Origin of the sequence: Paraburkholderia sp. ZP32-5 (genome assembly GCF_021390495.1) — a bacterium.
GTDB lineage: Bacteria > Pseudomonadota > Gammaproteobacteria > Burkholderiales > Burkholderiaceae > Paraburkholderia.
This window is the reverse complement of record NZ_JAJEJP010000001.1, coordinates 1,157,769-1,173,609: the sequence shown is the minus strand read 5'-3', so window position 1 is coordinate 1,173,609 and position 15,841 is coordinate 1,157,769. Positions and strand designations below refer to the sequence as shown.

Annotated in this window: 10 protein-coding genes; 4 read left to right on the top strand and 6 right to left on the bottom strand. The window is 58.4% G+C overall.

What is annotated here, in order from left to right; translation table 11 throughout:
• Positions 1 to 43 precede the first annotated feature (43 nt).
• From L0U82_RS04960 to ppa, 4 genes are all read right to left on the bottom strand, one after another.
• Entirely contained in the window at positions 44 to 991 is a 948-nt protein-coding gene (locus tag L0U82_RS04960) for a hydroxymethylglutaryl-CoA lyase (RefSeq protein WP_233828886.1), read from the bottom strand.
• Positions 992 to 1,034: 43 nt separating this feature from the next.
• On the bottom strand, positions 1,035 to 2,402 hold the full coding sequence (locus L0U82_RS04955) for an MFS transporter (RefSeq protein WP_233828885.1): 1,368 nt from the start codon (positions 2,400 to 2,402) through the stop codon (positions 1,035 to 1,037).
• Positions 2,403 to 2,476: 74 nt separating this feature from the next.
• Positions 2,477 to 3,292: an enoyl-CoA hydratase/isomerase family protein gene (locus L0U82_RS04950; protein WP_267929308.1), complete on the bottom strand. Its 816-nt coding sequence runs from the start codon at positions 3,290 to 3,292 to the stop codon at positions 2,477 to 2,479.
• Positions 3,293 to 4,024: 732 nt separating this feature from the next.
• Entirely contained in the window at positions 4,025 to 4,552 is a 528-nt protein-coding gene (gene ppa / locus L0U82_RS04945; protein ID WP_233828884.1) for an inorganic diphosphatase, read from the bottom strand.
• 329 nt (positions 4,553 to 4,881) lie between these two features.
• On the opposite strand from ppa, the gene L0U82_RS04940 reads away from it, so the two are divergent.
• The 4 genes from L0U82_RS04940 to L0U82_RS04925 all read left to right on the top strand — a co-directional run bounded on the left by L0U82_RS04940 (position 4,882) and on the right by L0U82_RS04925 (position 10,095).
• Positions 4,882 to 6,321, top strand: coding sequence for an aldehyde dehydrogenase family protein (locus L0U82_RS04940; protein WP_233828883.1), 1,440 nt, complete (start codon positions 4,882 to 4,884; stop codon positions 6,319 to 6,321).
• Positions 6,322 to 6,404: 83 nt separating this feature from the next.
• Positions 6,405 to 7,163 (top strand): SDR family oxidoreductase, encoded by a 759-nt coding sequence (locus L0U82_RS04935; protein ID WP_233828882.1) that lies wholly within the window; start codon positions 6,405 to 6,407, stop codon positions 7,161 to 7,163.
• A gap of 165 nt (positions 7,164 to 7,328) precedes the next feature.
• Entirely contained in the window at positions 7,329 to 8,648 is a 1,320-nt protein-coding gene (locus tag L0U82_RS04930; protein ID WP_233828881.1) for an MFS transporter, read from the top strand.
• Between the two features lie 286 nt (positions 8,649 to 8,934).
• Positions 8,935 to 10,095 carry an IS30 family transposase gene (locus L0U82_RS04925; RefSeq protein WP_233828879.1) on the top strand — a complete coding sequence of 387 codons (1,161 nt, stop codon included), beginning with the start codon at positions 8,935 to 8,937 and terminating at the stop codon, positions 10,093 to 10,095.
• A gap of 358 nt (positions 10,096 to 10,453) precedes the next feature.
• Here the strand turns inward: L0U82_RS04925 and L0U82_RS04920 are convergent, their stop codons facing one another.
• Together L0U82_RS04920 and L0U82_RS04915 are read right to left on the bottom strand one after the other, a co-directional pair.
• Positions 10,454 to 12,223: a phospholipase D-like domain-containing protein gene (locus L0U82_RS04920; protein WP_233828878.1), complete on the bottom strand. Its 1,770-nt coding sequence runs from the start codon at positions 12,221 to 12,223 to the stop codon at positions 10,454 to 10,456.
• The gene (locus L0U82_RS04915) at positions 12,220 to 15,258 is read right to left on the bottom strand and encodes a DEAD/DEAH box helicase (protein WP_233828877.1); all 3,039 of its coding nucleotides are present in this window, start codon (positions 15,256 to 15,258) and stop codon (positions 12,220 to 12,222) included. The genes L0U82_RS04920 and L0U82_RS04915 overlap by 4 nt, the downstream gene beginning before the upstream one ends.
• Positions 15,259 to 15,841: the final 583 nt, after the last annotated feature.

Sequence of the window (15,841 nt, the reverse complement as noted above, 5' to 3'; positions counted from 1 at the left end):
TTGCTCCATCTTTCAATACAAAAATCGTTTCTCGGGATCCGTACTAGGCCGCCGCCGTCTCGTGCAGATCGAATGTCTTTGGCAGGCCCGCGCGCGCGATCGCACCGGTGAACGGTTCGCCCGGCAACCAGCCCGTGATCGTCTCCCGTATCGCGAGCAGCGCATCGATATCGATGCCGGTATCGAGACCTTCGGATTCAAGCAGGAACACCGTATCTTCGGTATTGATGTTGCCGGTGGCATTCGGTGCGAACGGACAGCCGCCCAGACCGCCAAGCGACGAGTCGAAGCTGCGCACGCCTGCATCCAGTGCGGCGACGACATTGGCAAGACCCAGGCCGCGGGTGTCATGGAAATGGCAGGCAACCGGTACGTCTTTCGTGATCGCGAGGACCTGACGCATCAGCGCTCTGACCTGGCCGGGATTGGCGTAACCGACGGTGTCGGCAATCGTGATTTCGTCGGCGCCAGCCTTCAGAAGCGTTTCGACGAGACCCAGTACCGTTTTTTCCTCGACCCGGCCGGCAATGGTGCAGCCGAACGCCGTCGCTACGCCGGCGCCGAGCGTCACGCCGCGCGTCGCGCTTGCGTCCGCGTCACGCGCCTCGACGATGCGCTGAAAATCTTCGGCGGACTCCGCTGTCGTACGACGCACGTTTTTAAGGTTGTGCTCGTTACTGGCCGACAGCACGTAGTGCACTTTGCGCAAGCCGACTTCCAGCGCCCGCTGTGCACCCTTCAGATTAGGTACGAGTGCGGCGGCGTGAAGCCTGGGTATTTGCAGCGCGCCACGCGCGACCTCGGCGGCATCGGCGAATTGCGGGACGATTTTCGGCGGCACGAACGAGGTCACCTCGATTTCCACGACCCCAGCCTCCACCATCCGCCGGCACCACTCGAGCTTCTGTTCGGTCGACAGAATCGTCTGGACCATTTGCAGACCGTCGCGCAGACCCACTTCGCGCACCAGCACCTTTTCACCCATCGTCATTCCTGAATCTCCTTCGTCACCGGTTGCCCCGTGCGGGCTTCCGTCAAAGCATTGCGTTCGCCGCGGGCGAGTCGTCCAGTTGTTTGGCAGCCATCTCGGCGATCGACCTGGTTCCCGCAGTTCGGGGTGCAAGCACAATCGCGGCAAGCGCGCCCAGGATCATCAGCAACGAGATCGCACCCAGACCGCCGACCATGCTGTGAGTCACGGTCTTGATCGAGCCGATGATCATCGGGCTAACGAAGCCGCCCAACAGGCCTATGCAGTTCACGAGAGCCACGCCGCCGGCGGCGCCGCTACCACGGATGTAATCCGTCGAAATCGCCCAGATCAGCGGATTGGGCGCAAGAATCCCGGCCGTTGCGACCGACAGAGCGACGATGGACCAGGCGAGGCTGCCATGAATCAGACCGGCCGCGAAGAGTCCAATCGCGCCGACGATCATCGTGATGCCGCAGTGCCAACGACGCTCCATGGTCCGGTCGGAATTCCAGTTCATCGCAATGAGCGCGATCCAGCTCACGAAGTACGGAATCGCCGAGTACAGACCAATTTCCAGCGGACTGGTGAGCCCCGTACTCTTGATCAGCGTGGGCAACCAGAAGCCAATTGCGAATACGCCCGCAATCTGTGCAAACCAGATGAAGCCCATCACATACACGCGAGGGTCGACGAGCGCGCGCGCAAAAGTGTGCTCCGCGTGCTTATCGCTAACGCCGGAGCTTTGCTTCAGATCGGCAAGCACCTGGGCCTTTTCCGCATCGTTCAACCATTTCGCCTGCTGCGGACCGTCGTCCAGGAAGAAGAACGCCGCGATACCGAGGAAGCTGGCCGGCAAGCCTTGCACGATGAACATCCACTGCCAGCCGTGCATCGCGCGGACCCCTTCCATGTGCGTCATCAGCCAACCCGACATCGGCCCACCGAGCAGCCCGGCGATGCCCGTCGCACACGTGAAGATCGCAATGGCCTTCGCGCGACGTTCCACCGGATACCAGCGCGTCAGGTAAAAGATGATGCCGGGGTACAGTCCGGCTTCGGCGAGCCCGAGCAGAAAGCGAACCGTGTAGAAATGCACCGGCAGTGTGACGAATGCGGTCGCCGCGGCGAGAATGCCCCACAGCACCATAATTCGCGAGAACGTGCGCTTCACACCGATTCGGGTCAGCAGCAGGTTGCTCGGCACTTCCATCAGCACGTAACCGAGAAAGAAAATGCCCGCTCCGACGCTGTAAGCGAGATCGCTGAAACCCACATCGTGCTTCATGTCGAGCTGCGCGATGCCGACATTCACGCGGTCGAGAAACGCGAACACGTAGCACAGAAAAAGAAACGGAATCAGGCGCCTCGTGATTTTTCGATACGTCTGCTCTGCCAGCGGGCTAGCCGTGGCATGGATAGGCGAATTCATGCATGTCTCCTCCGGCCGTCAGGACCGGCTAGCAGGCCGTCGGCGAAGACCGACGGCTTGACCTGGTGGTGCGGCTAGCGTCCCTTGAAGATGGGTTGCCGCTTCTCGTTATATGCACTGATACCTTCCAGACGGTCTTCCGTCGGGATAAGCCGGTTGTAGGCTTCGATTTCGATGAACAAACCCGTATTCAGATCGCTTTGCATGCCCAGGTCGATCGCCTTCTTCGCTTGCGAGACCGACAGCGGCGCGCTCGTGCAGATATCACGGGCAGCTTCGATCGCGCGAGGCAGCACCTGAGCCGGCTCATACAGCTGGTTCACCACGCCCCAGGCGAGCGCTTCTTCAGCGGAGAATTTCGCGCCGCGGAAAATGAGTTCTTTGGAGCGACGCGTGCCGATCGTGCGCGGCAGCTGTTGAGTACCGCCACCGCCCGGCATGATGCCGCGCTTCACTTCGGTAAAGCCGAACACCGCCGTTTTCGACGCATAGGCAAAGTCGCAAGCCAGCAGCAATTCGAGTCCGCCCGCGACCGCCGAGCCGTTCACCGCGCAGATCAGAGGAATTGGGCAGTGGGTAATGGCGCGCACCATTCTTTCGAACAGATAGTGCTGCGTGCTGAACTGCTCGTCGGTCATGCCGTCACGCTGCTTCAGATCGGCACCGCCACAGAACGCCCGCTCACCCGTGCCCGTGAGAATCGCGCAACGGTATTGCGCGGGATCGACCTCCAGTGCGCCGAAGACCTTGATCAGCTCCTGCCCCATGGGCGTGCTGATTGCATTCGACACTTCGGGACGGTTCAACCGGATCACGAGAATCTGGCCATCGATTTCTTCTAATGCCAACGTACTGATACTGGCCGGATCGAGGTGTTGAGCTATTTTCAATGTCACTCCTGACGCATGTCTATCAATGAATAACCACGCTGACCCGAATTCCGCTCGCAGCGGCTGCCTTCGCGTCCCGGTGCATCGAATGACCGGGCCGCCGACGCCGGTAAGCTCCGCTCGGGTGCAGTCGCTTATGTCAGTGTGAGAAGAGGTATGACCGAGTTCTCGATGCCGGATCACGCATAGTGCGATGACGAATGGCGCACGGTCGACGCACGGTTGACGCACGGTCGCATCGTGAGCGCGTCACCGGTCTCGCATCGGTTGCGCCGACTCAAATGATTCGTGTGGCTACCGATCCGCGGATGGCAACACGCATCGTCACACTGACCATTCGAGTGTACTGATGCGCTTTGTGCACGGGTAATGAAACCTTCCAATCACGTGAACGTGATAGGTTATATCGGTGATAACCAGTAAGCCCGGAGAGAGCCCGTTCGCTACTTGTGTGATGGTTAGAAGTGCATTCGCTGCAGCACAGCATAAGGATGTGCTGTTAAGCGCGGCGTGAGGCCGGGACCGTTGAAAACTGCCCGTTTCCCGATTTATCGTGAGCGGAGCAACTGCACAAATTCGCGTGCGGCTGTCGATGGGCGACCTTCTGGCGCATGGCTACGCAACGCGTGCGATGTTTGCTCGACGGCAGAAATGCGCAGCGTCCAGATATAAAAAAAGGCGCCCCATCGAGGCGCCCTTCTCAGGAAATTTTCGTTTTCTGATTACGCAGCTCTACTTCTTGTAGTTCGCCACGCCTTCGCTGATTTCCTTGTGCGCGGCATCGATGCCCGCCCAGCCGTCGACCTTCACCCACTTGCCCTTCTCGAGCGCCTTGTACTGCTCGAAGAAGTGCTTGATCTGATCTTTCAGGTAAGCCGGCACGTCGTCGATCGACTTCAGATCGGCCGTCATCGGGCAGATCTTGTCGTGCGGCACGGCGACCAGCTTCGCGTCGACGCCCGACTCATCGGTCATCTGCAGCATGCCGAGGGCGCGAGCGCGCACCACGGAGCCGGCCAGCAGCGGGAACGGCGTGATCACCAGCACGTCGACCGGGTCGCCGTCGCCCGACAGCGTTTGCGGGATGAAGCCATAGTTGGCCGGGTAGCGCATGCCGGTGCCGATGAAACGGTCGACGACGAGCAGACCCAGGTCCTTGTCGGCTTCGTACTTCACCGGATCGCTTTGTGCCGGGATTTCGATGATGACGTTGAAATCTTGCGGAAGATCTTTGCCTGCGGGAACGTGATTGAAGCTCATGAGCGCTCTCTGAACTGGATGGAAATCGGAAGACGGCGTACGGCGCGTAGGGCCACGAGCGGGATCCGCACTATGTGCGAACCGCGCGCATCCTGAACCCTCTGACCCCAACCAGCGGGCCGCGCACCGGACGATACGGAATGCGCCATTATAGCTAATCACCCGATGGCCCCCGGGCGGGAACGGCGCGATAATCGTCCGACAACTCTCGTTTGTGTTTGTGCTTTTGCTTGTCAATGCGGTCAACCGCGGCGCCGAACCAGGGCGAACCGCGGCTTCTGAACAGCGCGCAGCCACCCTGCCGCTGCGCGACAACTGAAGGAGCATGCATGGAAGAAGCCCGGCATTTCATCGGCGGCGAGTGGTGCGCCGCTTCCGGCGGCGAGACGATCGCCGTGCTCGATCCGTCGGACGGCCAGCCGTTCACGCAACTCGCGCGCGGCACCGCGGCCGATATCGACACCGCCGTCCGCGCCGCGCGGCTCGCCTTCGAAGGCGCATGGGGCGCCGCGAGCGCCGCTGAGCGCGGCCGCGTGCTGTACCGGCTGTCGCTGCTGGTGGCCGCGCGCCAGGAAGAACTCGCGCAGCTCGAAGCACGCGACACCGGCAAGCCGCTCAAGCAGGCGCGCGCCGACGCCGCCGCCCTAGTCCGCTATTTCGAGTTCTACGCCGGCGCGGCCGACAAGCTGCACGGCGAAACCCTGCCCTACCAGACCGGCTATACGGTACTGACGATCCGCGAGCCGCATGGCGTGACCGGCCATATCGTGCCGTGGAATTACCCGATGCAGATTTTCGGGCGCAGCGTCGGCGCGGCCCTCGCGACCGGCAATGCGTGTGTCGTCAAACCGGCCGAGGATGCGTGTCTGTCCGTGCTGCGTGTCGCCGAACTGGCCGCTGAAGCCGGCTTGCCGGCCGGCGCGCTGAATATCGTGACCGGCTACGGACACGAAGCGGGCGCCGCGCTCGCGCGTCATCCGGGCATCGATCACGTGTCGTTCACGGGTTCGCCCGAGACCGGCAAGCTCGTCACGCAGATGGCCGCCGAAAACCACGTGCCGGTCACGCTCGAACTCGGCGGCAAGTCACCGCAAATCGTCTTCGCCGACGCCGATATCAGTGCGGCGCTGCCGTTCCTCATTTCCGCGATCGTGCAGAACGCCGGGCAAACCTGCTCGGCGGGCAGCCGCGTGCTGATCGATCACGCGATCTACGAACCGCTGCTCGACCGGCTCGCGAGCGCGTTTCAGGCGCTGCGCGTCGGGCCATCCAAGGCCGATCTCGACTGCGGCCCGCTCATCAGCGCGAAACAGCAGCAGCGCGTGTGGGACTTCCTGTCCGATGCGCAACACGACGGCATCGCGATGGCCGCGCACGGCGAAGTGATTCCCGAGGCGCCCGAAAGCGGCTTCTACCAGGCGCCGACTTTGCTGCGCGACGTGCCCGCGAGCCATCGACTCGCGCGCGACGAAGTATTCGGCCCGGTGCTCGCCGCGATGTCGTTCCGCGATGAAGACGAAGCGCTCGCGCTCGCGAACGGCACGCAGTTCGGACTCGTCGCAGGCATCTGGACCCGCGATGGTGCGCGTCAGATGCGGCTCGCGCGACGCGTGCGCGCGGGCCAGGTGTTCATCAACAACTACGGCGCGGGTGGCGGCGTCGAATTGCCGTTCGGCGGCGTCAAGCATTCGGGCCACGGACGCGAAAAAGGCTTCGAGGCGCTGTACGGCTTTACCGTGCTGAAGACGATCGCGATCCGGCACGGGTAGTGATCGAGGTACACGCTGGATGCACGCGAGTGCACCCAGTGACGCAACGCATTGCTCTAACCATCACAAACAACGGAGACATCATGCGGTTGACAGGTAAAACGGCCATCGTCACGGGCGGCGGTTCGGGTTTCGGCGAAGGCATCGCGAAGACCTTTGCGCGCGAAGGCGCGAACGTCGTGGTCAACGACCTCAACGGGCCCGCGGCCGAACGCGTTGCGAGCGAGATCGCGCTGGCGGGCGGCAAGGCGATCGCGGTGACCGGCAACGTCGCGCAACGCGACGACTGGCGCAAGCTGCGCGAGGCCGCGCTCGAAGACTTCGGCAGCGTGCAGATCGTCGTCAACAACGCGGGCACCACGCATCGCAACAAGCCGGTGCTCGAAGTGACCGAGGCCGAGTTCGACCGCGTCTATGCGGTCAACGTGAAGAGCATCTACTGGAGCGTGCAGGAGTTCGTGCCGTATTTCCGCGAGCAAGGCGGCGGCAACTTCATCAATATCGCGTCGACGGCGGGCGTGCGGCCGAGGCCGGGGCTCGTTTGGTACAACGGCAGCAAGGGCGCGGTGATCATCGCGAGCAAGGCGCTGGCCGTTGAGCTTGGGCCGGAGCGGATTCGCGTGAACTGCGTGAATCCGGTGATTGGCGAGACCGCGCTGCTCTCCGAGTTTATGGGCGTCGAAGATACGCCGCAGAACCGGCAGAAGTTTCTCGCAGGCATTCCGCTCGGGCGCTTTTCGACGCCGCAGGATATTGCGAATGCGGCGCTTTATCTGGCTTCGGATGAAGCGGAGTTCATCACCGGCGTGTGCCTTGAGGTGGATGGCGGGCGCTGCGTGTAGGGGTTTTACTAGCTTTAGTGGTGCATGAAGATGGGCGTTGCCTTAGTCAGTTTGCAGTCAGTGTTGTCGGCCACTATCGATTGATTCGGCTTGGGTGCATGGCAGTGCGCTAGCCGGATCGATCGACGGCGGTACTTCTATTCCACAACAAACGAGGAGACACGTATGGCTAGTCCCGCAGATCCGCTCCACCATCCCGGCGCCGGCGCGCCGCCTTCCACGTTCGAAGAAGCGACCTACCGCAAGGTCACGTGGCGCCTCGCGCCGCTGTTGATGCTCTGCTACATCGTCGCGTATCTGGACCGCGTGAATGTCGGCTTCGCGAAGCTGCAGATGAGTACCGACCTCGGTTTAAGCGATGCCGTGTATGGCTTCGGCGCGGGGATTTTCTTTCTCGGCTATTTCATCTTCGAAGTACCGAGCAACGTGATCCTGCACAAGGTCGGCGCGCGCGTGTGGATCGCGCGGATCATGGTGTCGTGGGGCGTGATCTCGATGCTGACGATGTTCGTCACCACGCCGACGATGTTCTACGTGATGCGCTTTTTGCTCGGTCTCGCCGAAGCGGGGTTCTTTCCCGGGATTATTTTGTATCTCACTTACTGGTATCCGGCGCATCGACGTGGACGCATGACGACGTGGTTCATGACGGCGATTGCGCTTTCCGGTGTGATTGGCGGGCCTGTTTCCGGCTATATCCTCAAGAACTTTAACGGCGCGAATGGATGGCATGGATGGCAGTGGCTGTTTTTGCTGGAAGGAATTCCTTCGGTGATTGTCGGGATTCTGGTGTTTATTGTTCTCGACGATCGGATCTCGAAGGCTAAGTGGCTGACGAAGGAAGAGCAGCAGTTGCTGGAGAGTCAGGTGTCGGCAGAGGAAGCGACCAAGCACGATATGCCGATTCGTGAAGTACTCACCAACGGGCGTGTGTTGATGTTCAGTCTGACGTACTTCTCGTTTGTGATGGGGCTTTATGGGGTGAGCTTCTGGTTGCCTACGATTATTAAATCGACTGGGGTGACGGATTCGTTTGTGATTGGGGTTTTATCCGCGATTCCGTTTGCGGCGGCTGTGGTTGCGATGGTGTTTGTCGCCAAGAGCGCGGATCGGAACAGGGAGCGGCGGTGGCATATTGCATTGCCGGCGTTTGCGGGGGCTGTGGGGCTCGTGTTGTCCGTTGTCTGGACGCATAACACGTTGCTGGCTATGGCTGGGTTGACGCTTGCGACTATGGGCATCCTCACTACGTTGCCGTTGTTTTGGAGTTTGCCTACGGCGATTCTGGCGGGGACGGGTGCCGCTGCCGGGATTGCGATGATTAATTCGATTGGGAATCTGGCTGGTTTCCTTAGCCCTTATGCGGTGGGGTGGTTGAAGGAGGCTACCAAGGCTAATGATTCGGGGATGTATATGTTGGCGGCTTTTATGGTGTTGGGTGGGTTGTTGGCTATTAGTGTGCCGGCGAGGATGGTTAATAAGTAGGTGGGTTGGCCGTCTCGTGTAAAGACCCTGGCGGTGGTTTGCCGCTAGGGGCTGTGTTGATGGGGTAACGAATTACCAGTGTGAGTTCCCCAAAAACCGATTTTGCTAAGTTGCATTGGACGACGAACGCGGATTTGAAATACCACCTATATCCCAAGGCAGGAATCGTCCAAGAAGGGACTTTCGTTCGTTGCGGCGGCATGACGCTCGGGGAGCAGTTCCGCGTGACGGATTCAACCGGTCGATGCAACACCTAGAATCTGCGTGAGCAGCGGAGGAGTTGCAAATGAAACAGCGACCGAGAATTTATTACTCCGAGACCCAGAAAGCGCTGATGTGGGACCGATGGCGCAAGGGCGATACGATTCATCAGATTGCCAAACTGTTTGATCGGGGCCATTCTTCGATTCAGCGAATACTATCGGAGAACGGTGGCATCCAGCCGCCGCAAAGGCACCGTGCGCCACAGGCATTGACGCTCGCGGAGCGCGAGGAGATTTCCCGTTCACTGGTGTCCGGATTGTCGATCCGGTCAATAGCAGCCAGGCTGGGACGCGCCCCTTCCACTATAAGTCGTGAGTTGCAGCGCAACGGGGGCAGCCAGGGCTATCGGGCAAGCCAGGCGGATGCGATCGCGTGGCAGCGGGCACGACGGCCGAAGGTTTGCAAACTTATGCGAAACCAGACGCTGGCGCGAGTTGTCGCTGCAAAGCTGAAGTTGCAGTGGTCCCCTGAGCAGATTGCCGGTTGGCTCAGGCATGCTTATGCGGTCAACAAGGACTATCTGGTGTCGCACGAGACAATCTACCGGAGCCTCTATATTCAAGCTCGTGGTGCCCTGAAAAAAGAACTGCTTGAGCACTTGCGACGCTTTCGAACCATGCGCCGATCCCGTCATCACACACTGAAAACTGAGGGTCGCACGAACATTCGCGACGCCGTGTCGATCAGTGAACGCCCCGCGACGGCGGAGGATCGCGCAATACCTGGGCACTGGGAAGGTGACTTGCTGTATGGCAACGCGACGAGCCAGATTGCAACTCTCGTCGAACGTCAAAGTCGATTCGTGATGCTGGTAAAAGTGCCCAGCAAGGATTCTGCGGCTGTGGTCGACGCGCTGATACGACACGCCAGCAAACTCCCGAGAGAACTCTATAGATCGCTGACGTGGGACAGGGGATCGGAAATGGCGGAGCACCACCGCTTTAGCGTTGCAACCGACATTGAGGTCTATTTCTGCGACCCACATCATCCCTGGCAACGCGGTTCGAACGAAAATACGAATGGGCTTCTGAGGCAATACTTCCCCAAGGGTACTGATCTGTCTGCTTACTCACAGGCCGGACTGGATGCCGTCGCCAGGCGGCTCAACGAACGTCCCCGAAAAACACTAGACTTCGATACGCCGGCTGAGCGATTTAACCAAATCGTTGCATCGACCGGTTGAATCCGCCGTCGACTGCGGTCATTCGAACACCGAGAGTTTGCGTTAGGTTATTGGCCAAAACCGACTGTCGCCCATGAGAGCTAGATGGCTGCTGCTTGTAGCTTTGCCGATATTTGCAAACCGGCGTCCGCGAGTGTCAGGCTCCTCTATTAACGAATGAGTCGTTCCAACCGCAAGAGACAATGGCACCGCTACAAAACGCCGTTCACCGAATCGTGCCAGTCAGCGTGATGAAGCGAACATTCCTAACGTGACCTCAAGGAATTGCCGGAGTACGAATCCCCGTCGCCCACAGCATGGCCGTCACTCCGAAATCGATCCGCGAGACAGCTACCCTGAACGACTAATTTGACAACGTCTAGGAATTCGCTTGCACTTTTGCAACCCGGCTGGCCTCGAAGTTGTCAATTACATCGCGCGCTACGCCTTGCGCTCGGACGTAAACTCCGATTTCCTTTCGCAGCTTGGAATCTCCCGGATCGGCAGAAAGCCAATTCTGACTGGTTATCAGCACGCTATCATCGTCCCAAGCCAAAATCTTTGCGTGCAGTCTGGGTTCCTCAATGAGTTGTACGTTCAGGCCGTCGCGCGCGCCCGACTGAGTGAGGGCCGCATTCGTGGAAGCATCCGCTGCGCCAACACCGTAATACACCTTCACATCGATATTCTTTTCTTCAACCGCAGTGATCGCGGGCACAATCACGGCCGTGCGGATTGCCGCACCTAGTTTGTGACTCGTTACGAATATCCGACTCACTGCCTCGTCTCGCGCCAAACGACCGAATTGGGCGTGCTGGGGTCCGAGTACAATCGCGACTTTGGCCTTGCTGCCGGACGGTGGGCGCTGGCGCCGCGCCTCGGCCGCTAGCCGGGCCATCTCACTGGTAAGTTCGGTCCAGTGCCGGTCGTGACCTCTGCTCAGATCGGCCAACTGCTCAAGTATTGTCGCAACGACTTGGGGGTCGGCGAAACGTACAGATGCCTCATAGTTCTGGAAATTTGACGACAGCCAATTGCAGGAACCGACGATTGCGAACATGCGGTCGGCACGGCCGTCGTCACAAACGAGGAGTTTCGCGTGAGAACGTGTCGAAAACCTATGCACTCTCAATGCTGAACTCATACCTTCGCGATCAATCTCGTCACGGAGCTTCGTCACAATCATTGCACTCGTTACGGTATCAGCCTTGTCATCATCTTGACCCCAGAGTACGTCAATGATGGCACCGCGCGCGACCGCACCATTAAGCAACGAACGGATTGTCTCAAAGCCGCTCTGGGTGATGAAGGTGGAATGAATAATGATTCGATGTCTAGCCCGGTCCAACGCCTGATGCAGCGCTTCCTTGTGAGCCTGTCCACCAAGAACGAGATCACCGCTCCTGAAAATCGCGTCGAAAGGTATTTCAGCGGCCCTATTAGAAATCGACACTCCTTGTCCAGAAGGAATACGTGGGGATTGCGATCCTGCAGGCTTTATAGGTGCGGAGCGCGCAGCGTTCCGCACAAGTTCAAAAAGTTCATCAGGAGCACGTGCAGGCAAACCCTCAACTGCGTCGTTTCGAACCGACGCAATTGCAAAACGCTCAACCATTCTTTCGGACGACGGTTCCACGCTGACAAATTTTTCATCATCGTCGAACAAAGCGGCCAAGACGCCCGTTGTGTCATCGAAAGCCTCCACCTCCCGAGGCTCCAGCCAGACCAGCGGCTCACGCTCTGCGCGTTGCGTCACCAAATGCTTCTCGAGGAATGGTAGCTCTCGGCTTCGATAAATAGTTCCCGTGATTTTGTCGATGACAAAATTCATCCATCTGTTCGTGACCTTGGAAATCTGCGGCAACTCTTCATCCCCGACGACCTCCTTTCCGGCGGGTGTCGCACTGAAAACGACCCCCTTGGATTCTTGTTGCAGCACCACCCAGCCCGCTCGCATCAGCCGAATTAAGGCTTCAAGTACTAGGCGGCGGGGAAGATCCCCGGATATGGCAAGTTCATCGACTGTCCGAGGCTTTATGGCCAGAGCGGCCAACATTACATGTTCAACAAGGCTCCACGGACGCCCTTTTTCCAGGAAGAAGCGCCGCTTGCCCTTTAGAAGAGGTATGGCTACCCGGACGACGCTCATTTGCGTTCCTTCATCAGGTTATCAAAGGGCACGCGAGCAATAGTGCCTGCCTGTTCGCCACTGGCTAGGTTCTCGAGCATCCGACTCAGGAAGCGAATGCGCGAGACATCACCTGTACGCTCTGCTGCCGCAAGTATCTCCTTAAGGAATTCCATGCTCGCGATCAGAACCAGTTGCCACTTCGCCCGGCTTAGCAGGACATTCATGCGCCGCTCATCACTCAGAAAGCCCAGCGCCTGTTGAATCGTGGAGTGGTGGTTGTTTCTGACCAGAGAAACGACGACGATGTCGGCTTCGCTGCCCTGAAAGGAATCTACTGTGTGGCAAAACTGACCACTGTGTGAAGGCGCGCGAAAGCCGTTCAGATGTGACAGCCGGTCACCCGACTGTTCCCGGATAGCCTCATCTAAGTACCGCCTCTGCCGCCCATAAGGCGACAGGATCGCCAGCGTCGGAGCTTTAGGTAGAGCATCCGGTCTGATCAGACTCAGAACCTCGATCGCAGCATTGACCTCCAGGGGGTTGTGCCATGCAGGATATAAATCCCCCTGCTGCATCTTCATTGTGGCCTGAACGTAGGGCATGTCGACGACGACAATCGGGGCCATTGGTAACCGCTCAGAATCAACGGAGTGAAATGGTCGAGTCGATGAAGCAAAGCGCGCTGCACAGTCTGGGTCTGTATCGAGGTCACCGTAGAAGCAATACGAAACCAGTTCAGCAATGATCGGGTGCATGCGATGCTGTGCGGTTAGCTTCTTCGCAATCGGTTTTCCAGATTTCCTTTGAGACTGACGAAGAAATTCGCCCTCGATCGCGGACTCAAAGTAAGTCAACAGACGTAGAGCCTCGGCGCAGAGCGAAGGAAGGAGCGAATCTTCCTCCTCGTCATCTTCAACTTCATCAAGCAGATCTTCAATCGTTGCATCGCGCAGCGATCGGCCAATGAACTCCGATCCTAGTTTCATGGCTTTCTGTACGCGATCGGGCTGGGAAAGTAGCCGTTTGAGCTGGTCGGAACCAAAAGCCGGTAGCTGCTTGTGATCTCCAATCATTAGGCGCCGATGTGAAAGCAGCAGGGGAGATATAAGTTCGCTTCCCGTCGCTTTCCCTGCTTCCTCAACGATCGCCCAGTCGAACTGGCCCCGCTCATCGATAAGCCGTTCGAGTTCCGCAGAATTTGTGGTAGCAAAAACGACATTGGCAGCACGCGCAACTATCCCTTCCAGAACACGATGGGCCTGTTCCGCCGCTCGGCCAGAAATTGCCGCTCGGCGCCGGTTCCGGGAATCTGCCAGATTCCCACTGCGGGCGAGATCCGAAACTGAACGCTGCAATCTTGTTGGCAGTTCTTTAAGGAGGGAACTATCGGCCAACCGCTGCACCAACCTTTGGGTTTGTTCATGGATGTCAAACGGACTGCGTTTTTCTACAGCATCTTTTTTTGTGGAGCGGACCACGAGCGGTGCATCTATGGCTTCAGACTGAAGCACCTCCTGCAATTCGTCCATCAGATGATCAATCGCCGCATTGCTTTGCGCCGTTAACAACAAACGGGATGTAGGTTCATCAGAAAACCGCCGAGTTACCAGATCGCGTACCAGCCTTGTCTTGCCTACACCGGGCGGCCCTTGAACAAGAAATAGTGGCAACGTAGAAGTGATCTGTGCGAGCGCCTCTTTCTTGGGCCCGTCAAGCTGATCAAACGCCGCGTCCTCGACCAACAGGTCGTGGCTGTCCGTGACCTTGTTTCGAGGATCCACTATCATCCGCAGTAACTCCTGATGCTCTTTCAATGCCTTAAGTGCTTTCAGTCTGCGTCTGAACTGAACGTCCCGGCCAGTGGAGGCCACAAACAACACTGGATCGCGTAATTCGATTGATGGTTCTGGTCCCGAAAATAAAAAGGAGTCTGGCTCTCCCTTACGTTCAACAACTCTTTGGAATTGCCACTCAGTGTCTTCTGGACTCCGATCGCCTAAGAGGCGACCATCAGTTAGCACCCAACCCTCTGCTGCGACACCTTCACTGTCCAGCGCTTTCAGGAAGCGGACTGCAGGGGGCTGAAGCTCAAGCGCCTCCGACAGCGCATCACGTTCAATATCAATGCGCGGCCGGACGCACAGCCACGCCCCACTTTCATCAATGCTGCTTGCCACGTCAGACAATACCGGTCGAAGCTCGACGGCAAAACCGTCAGCCGCAGCGTAGAGTGCCTCGAGCAACTGAAGTAGCGTCAATGCACGATGAGTGGTTTGCTCCGGAGAAAGCGGCATGCTCTCTCGCTCGAACGCTAGACGATATTCCTCCCAAGAAGACAGTTTCCCACGTAGCCGTGGAAAGCGTTCACTGGCATCACGCAGGAGTAGCACTTCTAGAGACTCAGGCGAGAGCAGGCGCTGGCCGAGTAAATTCACCGGCGCTGGACCTCTGTCGTGTACCCGCTCGCAATATGCAAAGTCCCAAGTTGATGTGGTCGACCGCGGCATCTTGAATTCTTGCAGCCTATATAGCAGGTTACGGCCGCGGACTGCTAGCTGCACGTCGTTAGATTCGGGGTGGCGAATTGCTATTAGCGTAGGGGCTTCGCTCAAATCGTCCCTGACAAACTGTAATTGAGCTTCGATATCGCTCGCCTCTACCTCAAGGTCCGACTCTTGCCTGATGCGTTCAGTAAGCGGACTGCTAATACCCAGCCTGACCACAAGGTACAGTTTTGCCTGGCGACTCGCGACTTCTGCTGCGAGCCCATGCAGAATGTTGTCGATCTTCGCCGCAACGGTTTCGCCATTCATGGGAGTTAAGGGCAGCAGTTGCACGAGACCGCGTAACAGCCTTGCCTCTTCGATCGTTAGGTGCTCAGCAATCTCATAGGCTGGGACGGTAGCGTCAAGCAGCCTTTGATGCCCAATGCCAACAAGATCGGCGGCCAGAAGTCCAAACGCAAACCAATCCTGCAGAAAGGAATCAGAAGCCAGACCGGCTCTTGCCGTCGTGCTTCGCTTTCTCTCGCCTTCAGCACTGATGACACGCATCGACCATTCGAATCCCGTGAGTTGGAAATCTGGTTCCGTGGTCCCGGCTGATAGAACCGCCCAAGCGTCAAGGTTTCGATGCAGGAGGCCTTGCGAATGCAGCGTTTCAAGCCCTAGCGCAAGCAATCTCAGATTTTTCCAAACACGGATCCGATTGGCGGGAACGCGTGGTTGCTTGAGCCAATGAGCGGATCCTGCGCCGTCAAGTATTGACTGAAGAGGTTGCCTCTGCCCCGGAGCAAGAACTAGATAAAATCCCTTTGTATCGAAACCCGCGTCATGGAGGTGCGCGATACAGTCCGCCGCGCCGGGGTAGCCGGCTAGGCGATGGAGTTGACGAAGTTCATGCCGCCAAATATGTTCGAGATCTCCATCAGCCTTGCCCTTTCGCGCCCATTCCTTTACCAAGACAGGCGAGCCATCGGGGGCGTACCCGGCGAAAACACCCGGCCGACCACGATCTGCGTCTGGCTTTTGGAGAAAGGCCTGATCTAATTTGTAATCTGCTAGAAATCCATCCCTACGCCGTCGCCGTGTATTCACCGCACCCCCGGATTATTTTGCTGAGAGAATACTATCTTTC

Bases quoted from the DNA above. Each gene is read 5' to 3' on its own strand.
- L0U82_RS04960 (WP_233828886.1), bottom strand. From the start codon at position 991: ATGACGATGGGTGAAAAGGTGCTGGTGCGCGAAGTGGGTCTGCGCGAC.
- L0U82_RS04955 (WP_233828885.1), bottom strand. From the start codon at position 2,402: ATGAATTCGCCTATCCATGCCACGGCTAGCCCGCTGGCAGAGCAGACG.
- ppa (WP_233828884.1), bottom strand. From the start codon at position 4,552: ATGAGCTTCAATCACGTTCCCGCAGGCAAAGATCTTCCGCAAGATTTC.
- L0U82_RS04940 (WP_233828883.1), top strand. From the start codon at position 4,882: ATGGAAGAAGCCCGGCATTTCATCGGCGGCGAGTGGTGCGCCGCTTCC.
- L0U82_RS04935 (WP_233828882.1), top strand. From the start codon at position 6,405: ATGCGGTTGACAGGTAAAACGGCCATCGTCACGGGCGGCGGTTCGGGT.
- L0U82_RS04930 (WP_233828881.1), top strand. From the start codon at position 7,329: ATGGCTAGTCCCGCAGATCCGCTCCACCATCCCGGCGCCGGCGCGCCG.
- L0U82_RS04925 (WP_233828879.1), top strand. From the start codon at position 8,935: ATGAAACAGCGACCGAGAATTTATTACTCCGAGACCCAGAAAGCGCTG.
- L0U82_RS04920 (WP_233828878.1), bottom strand. From the start codon at position 12,223: ATGAGCGTCGTCCGGGTAGCCATACCTCTTCTAAAGGGCAAGCGGCGC.
- L0U82_RS04915 (WP_233828877.1), bottom strand. From the start codon at position 15,258: ATGCGTGTCATCAGTGCTGAAGGCGAGAGAAAGCGAAGCACGACGGCA.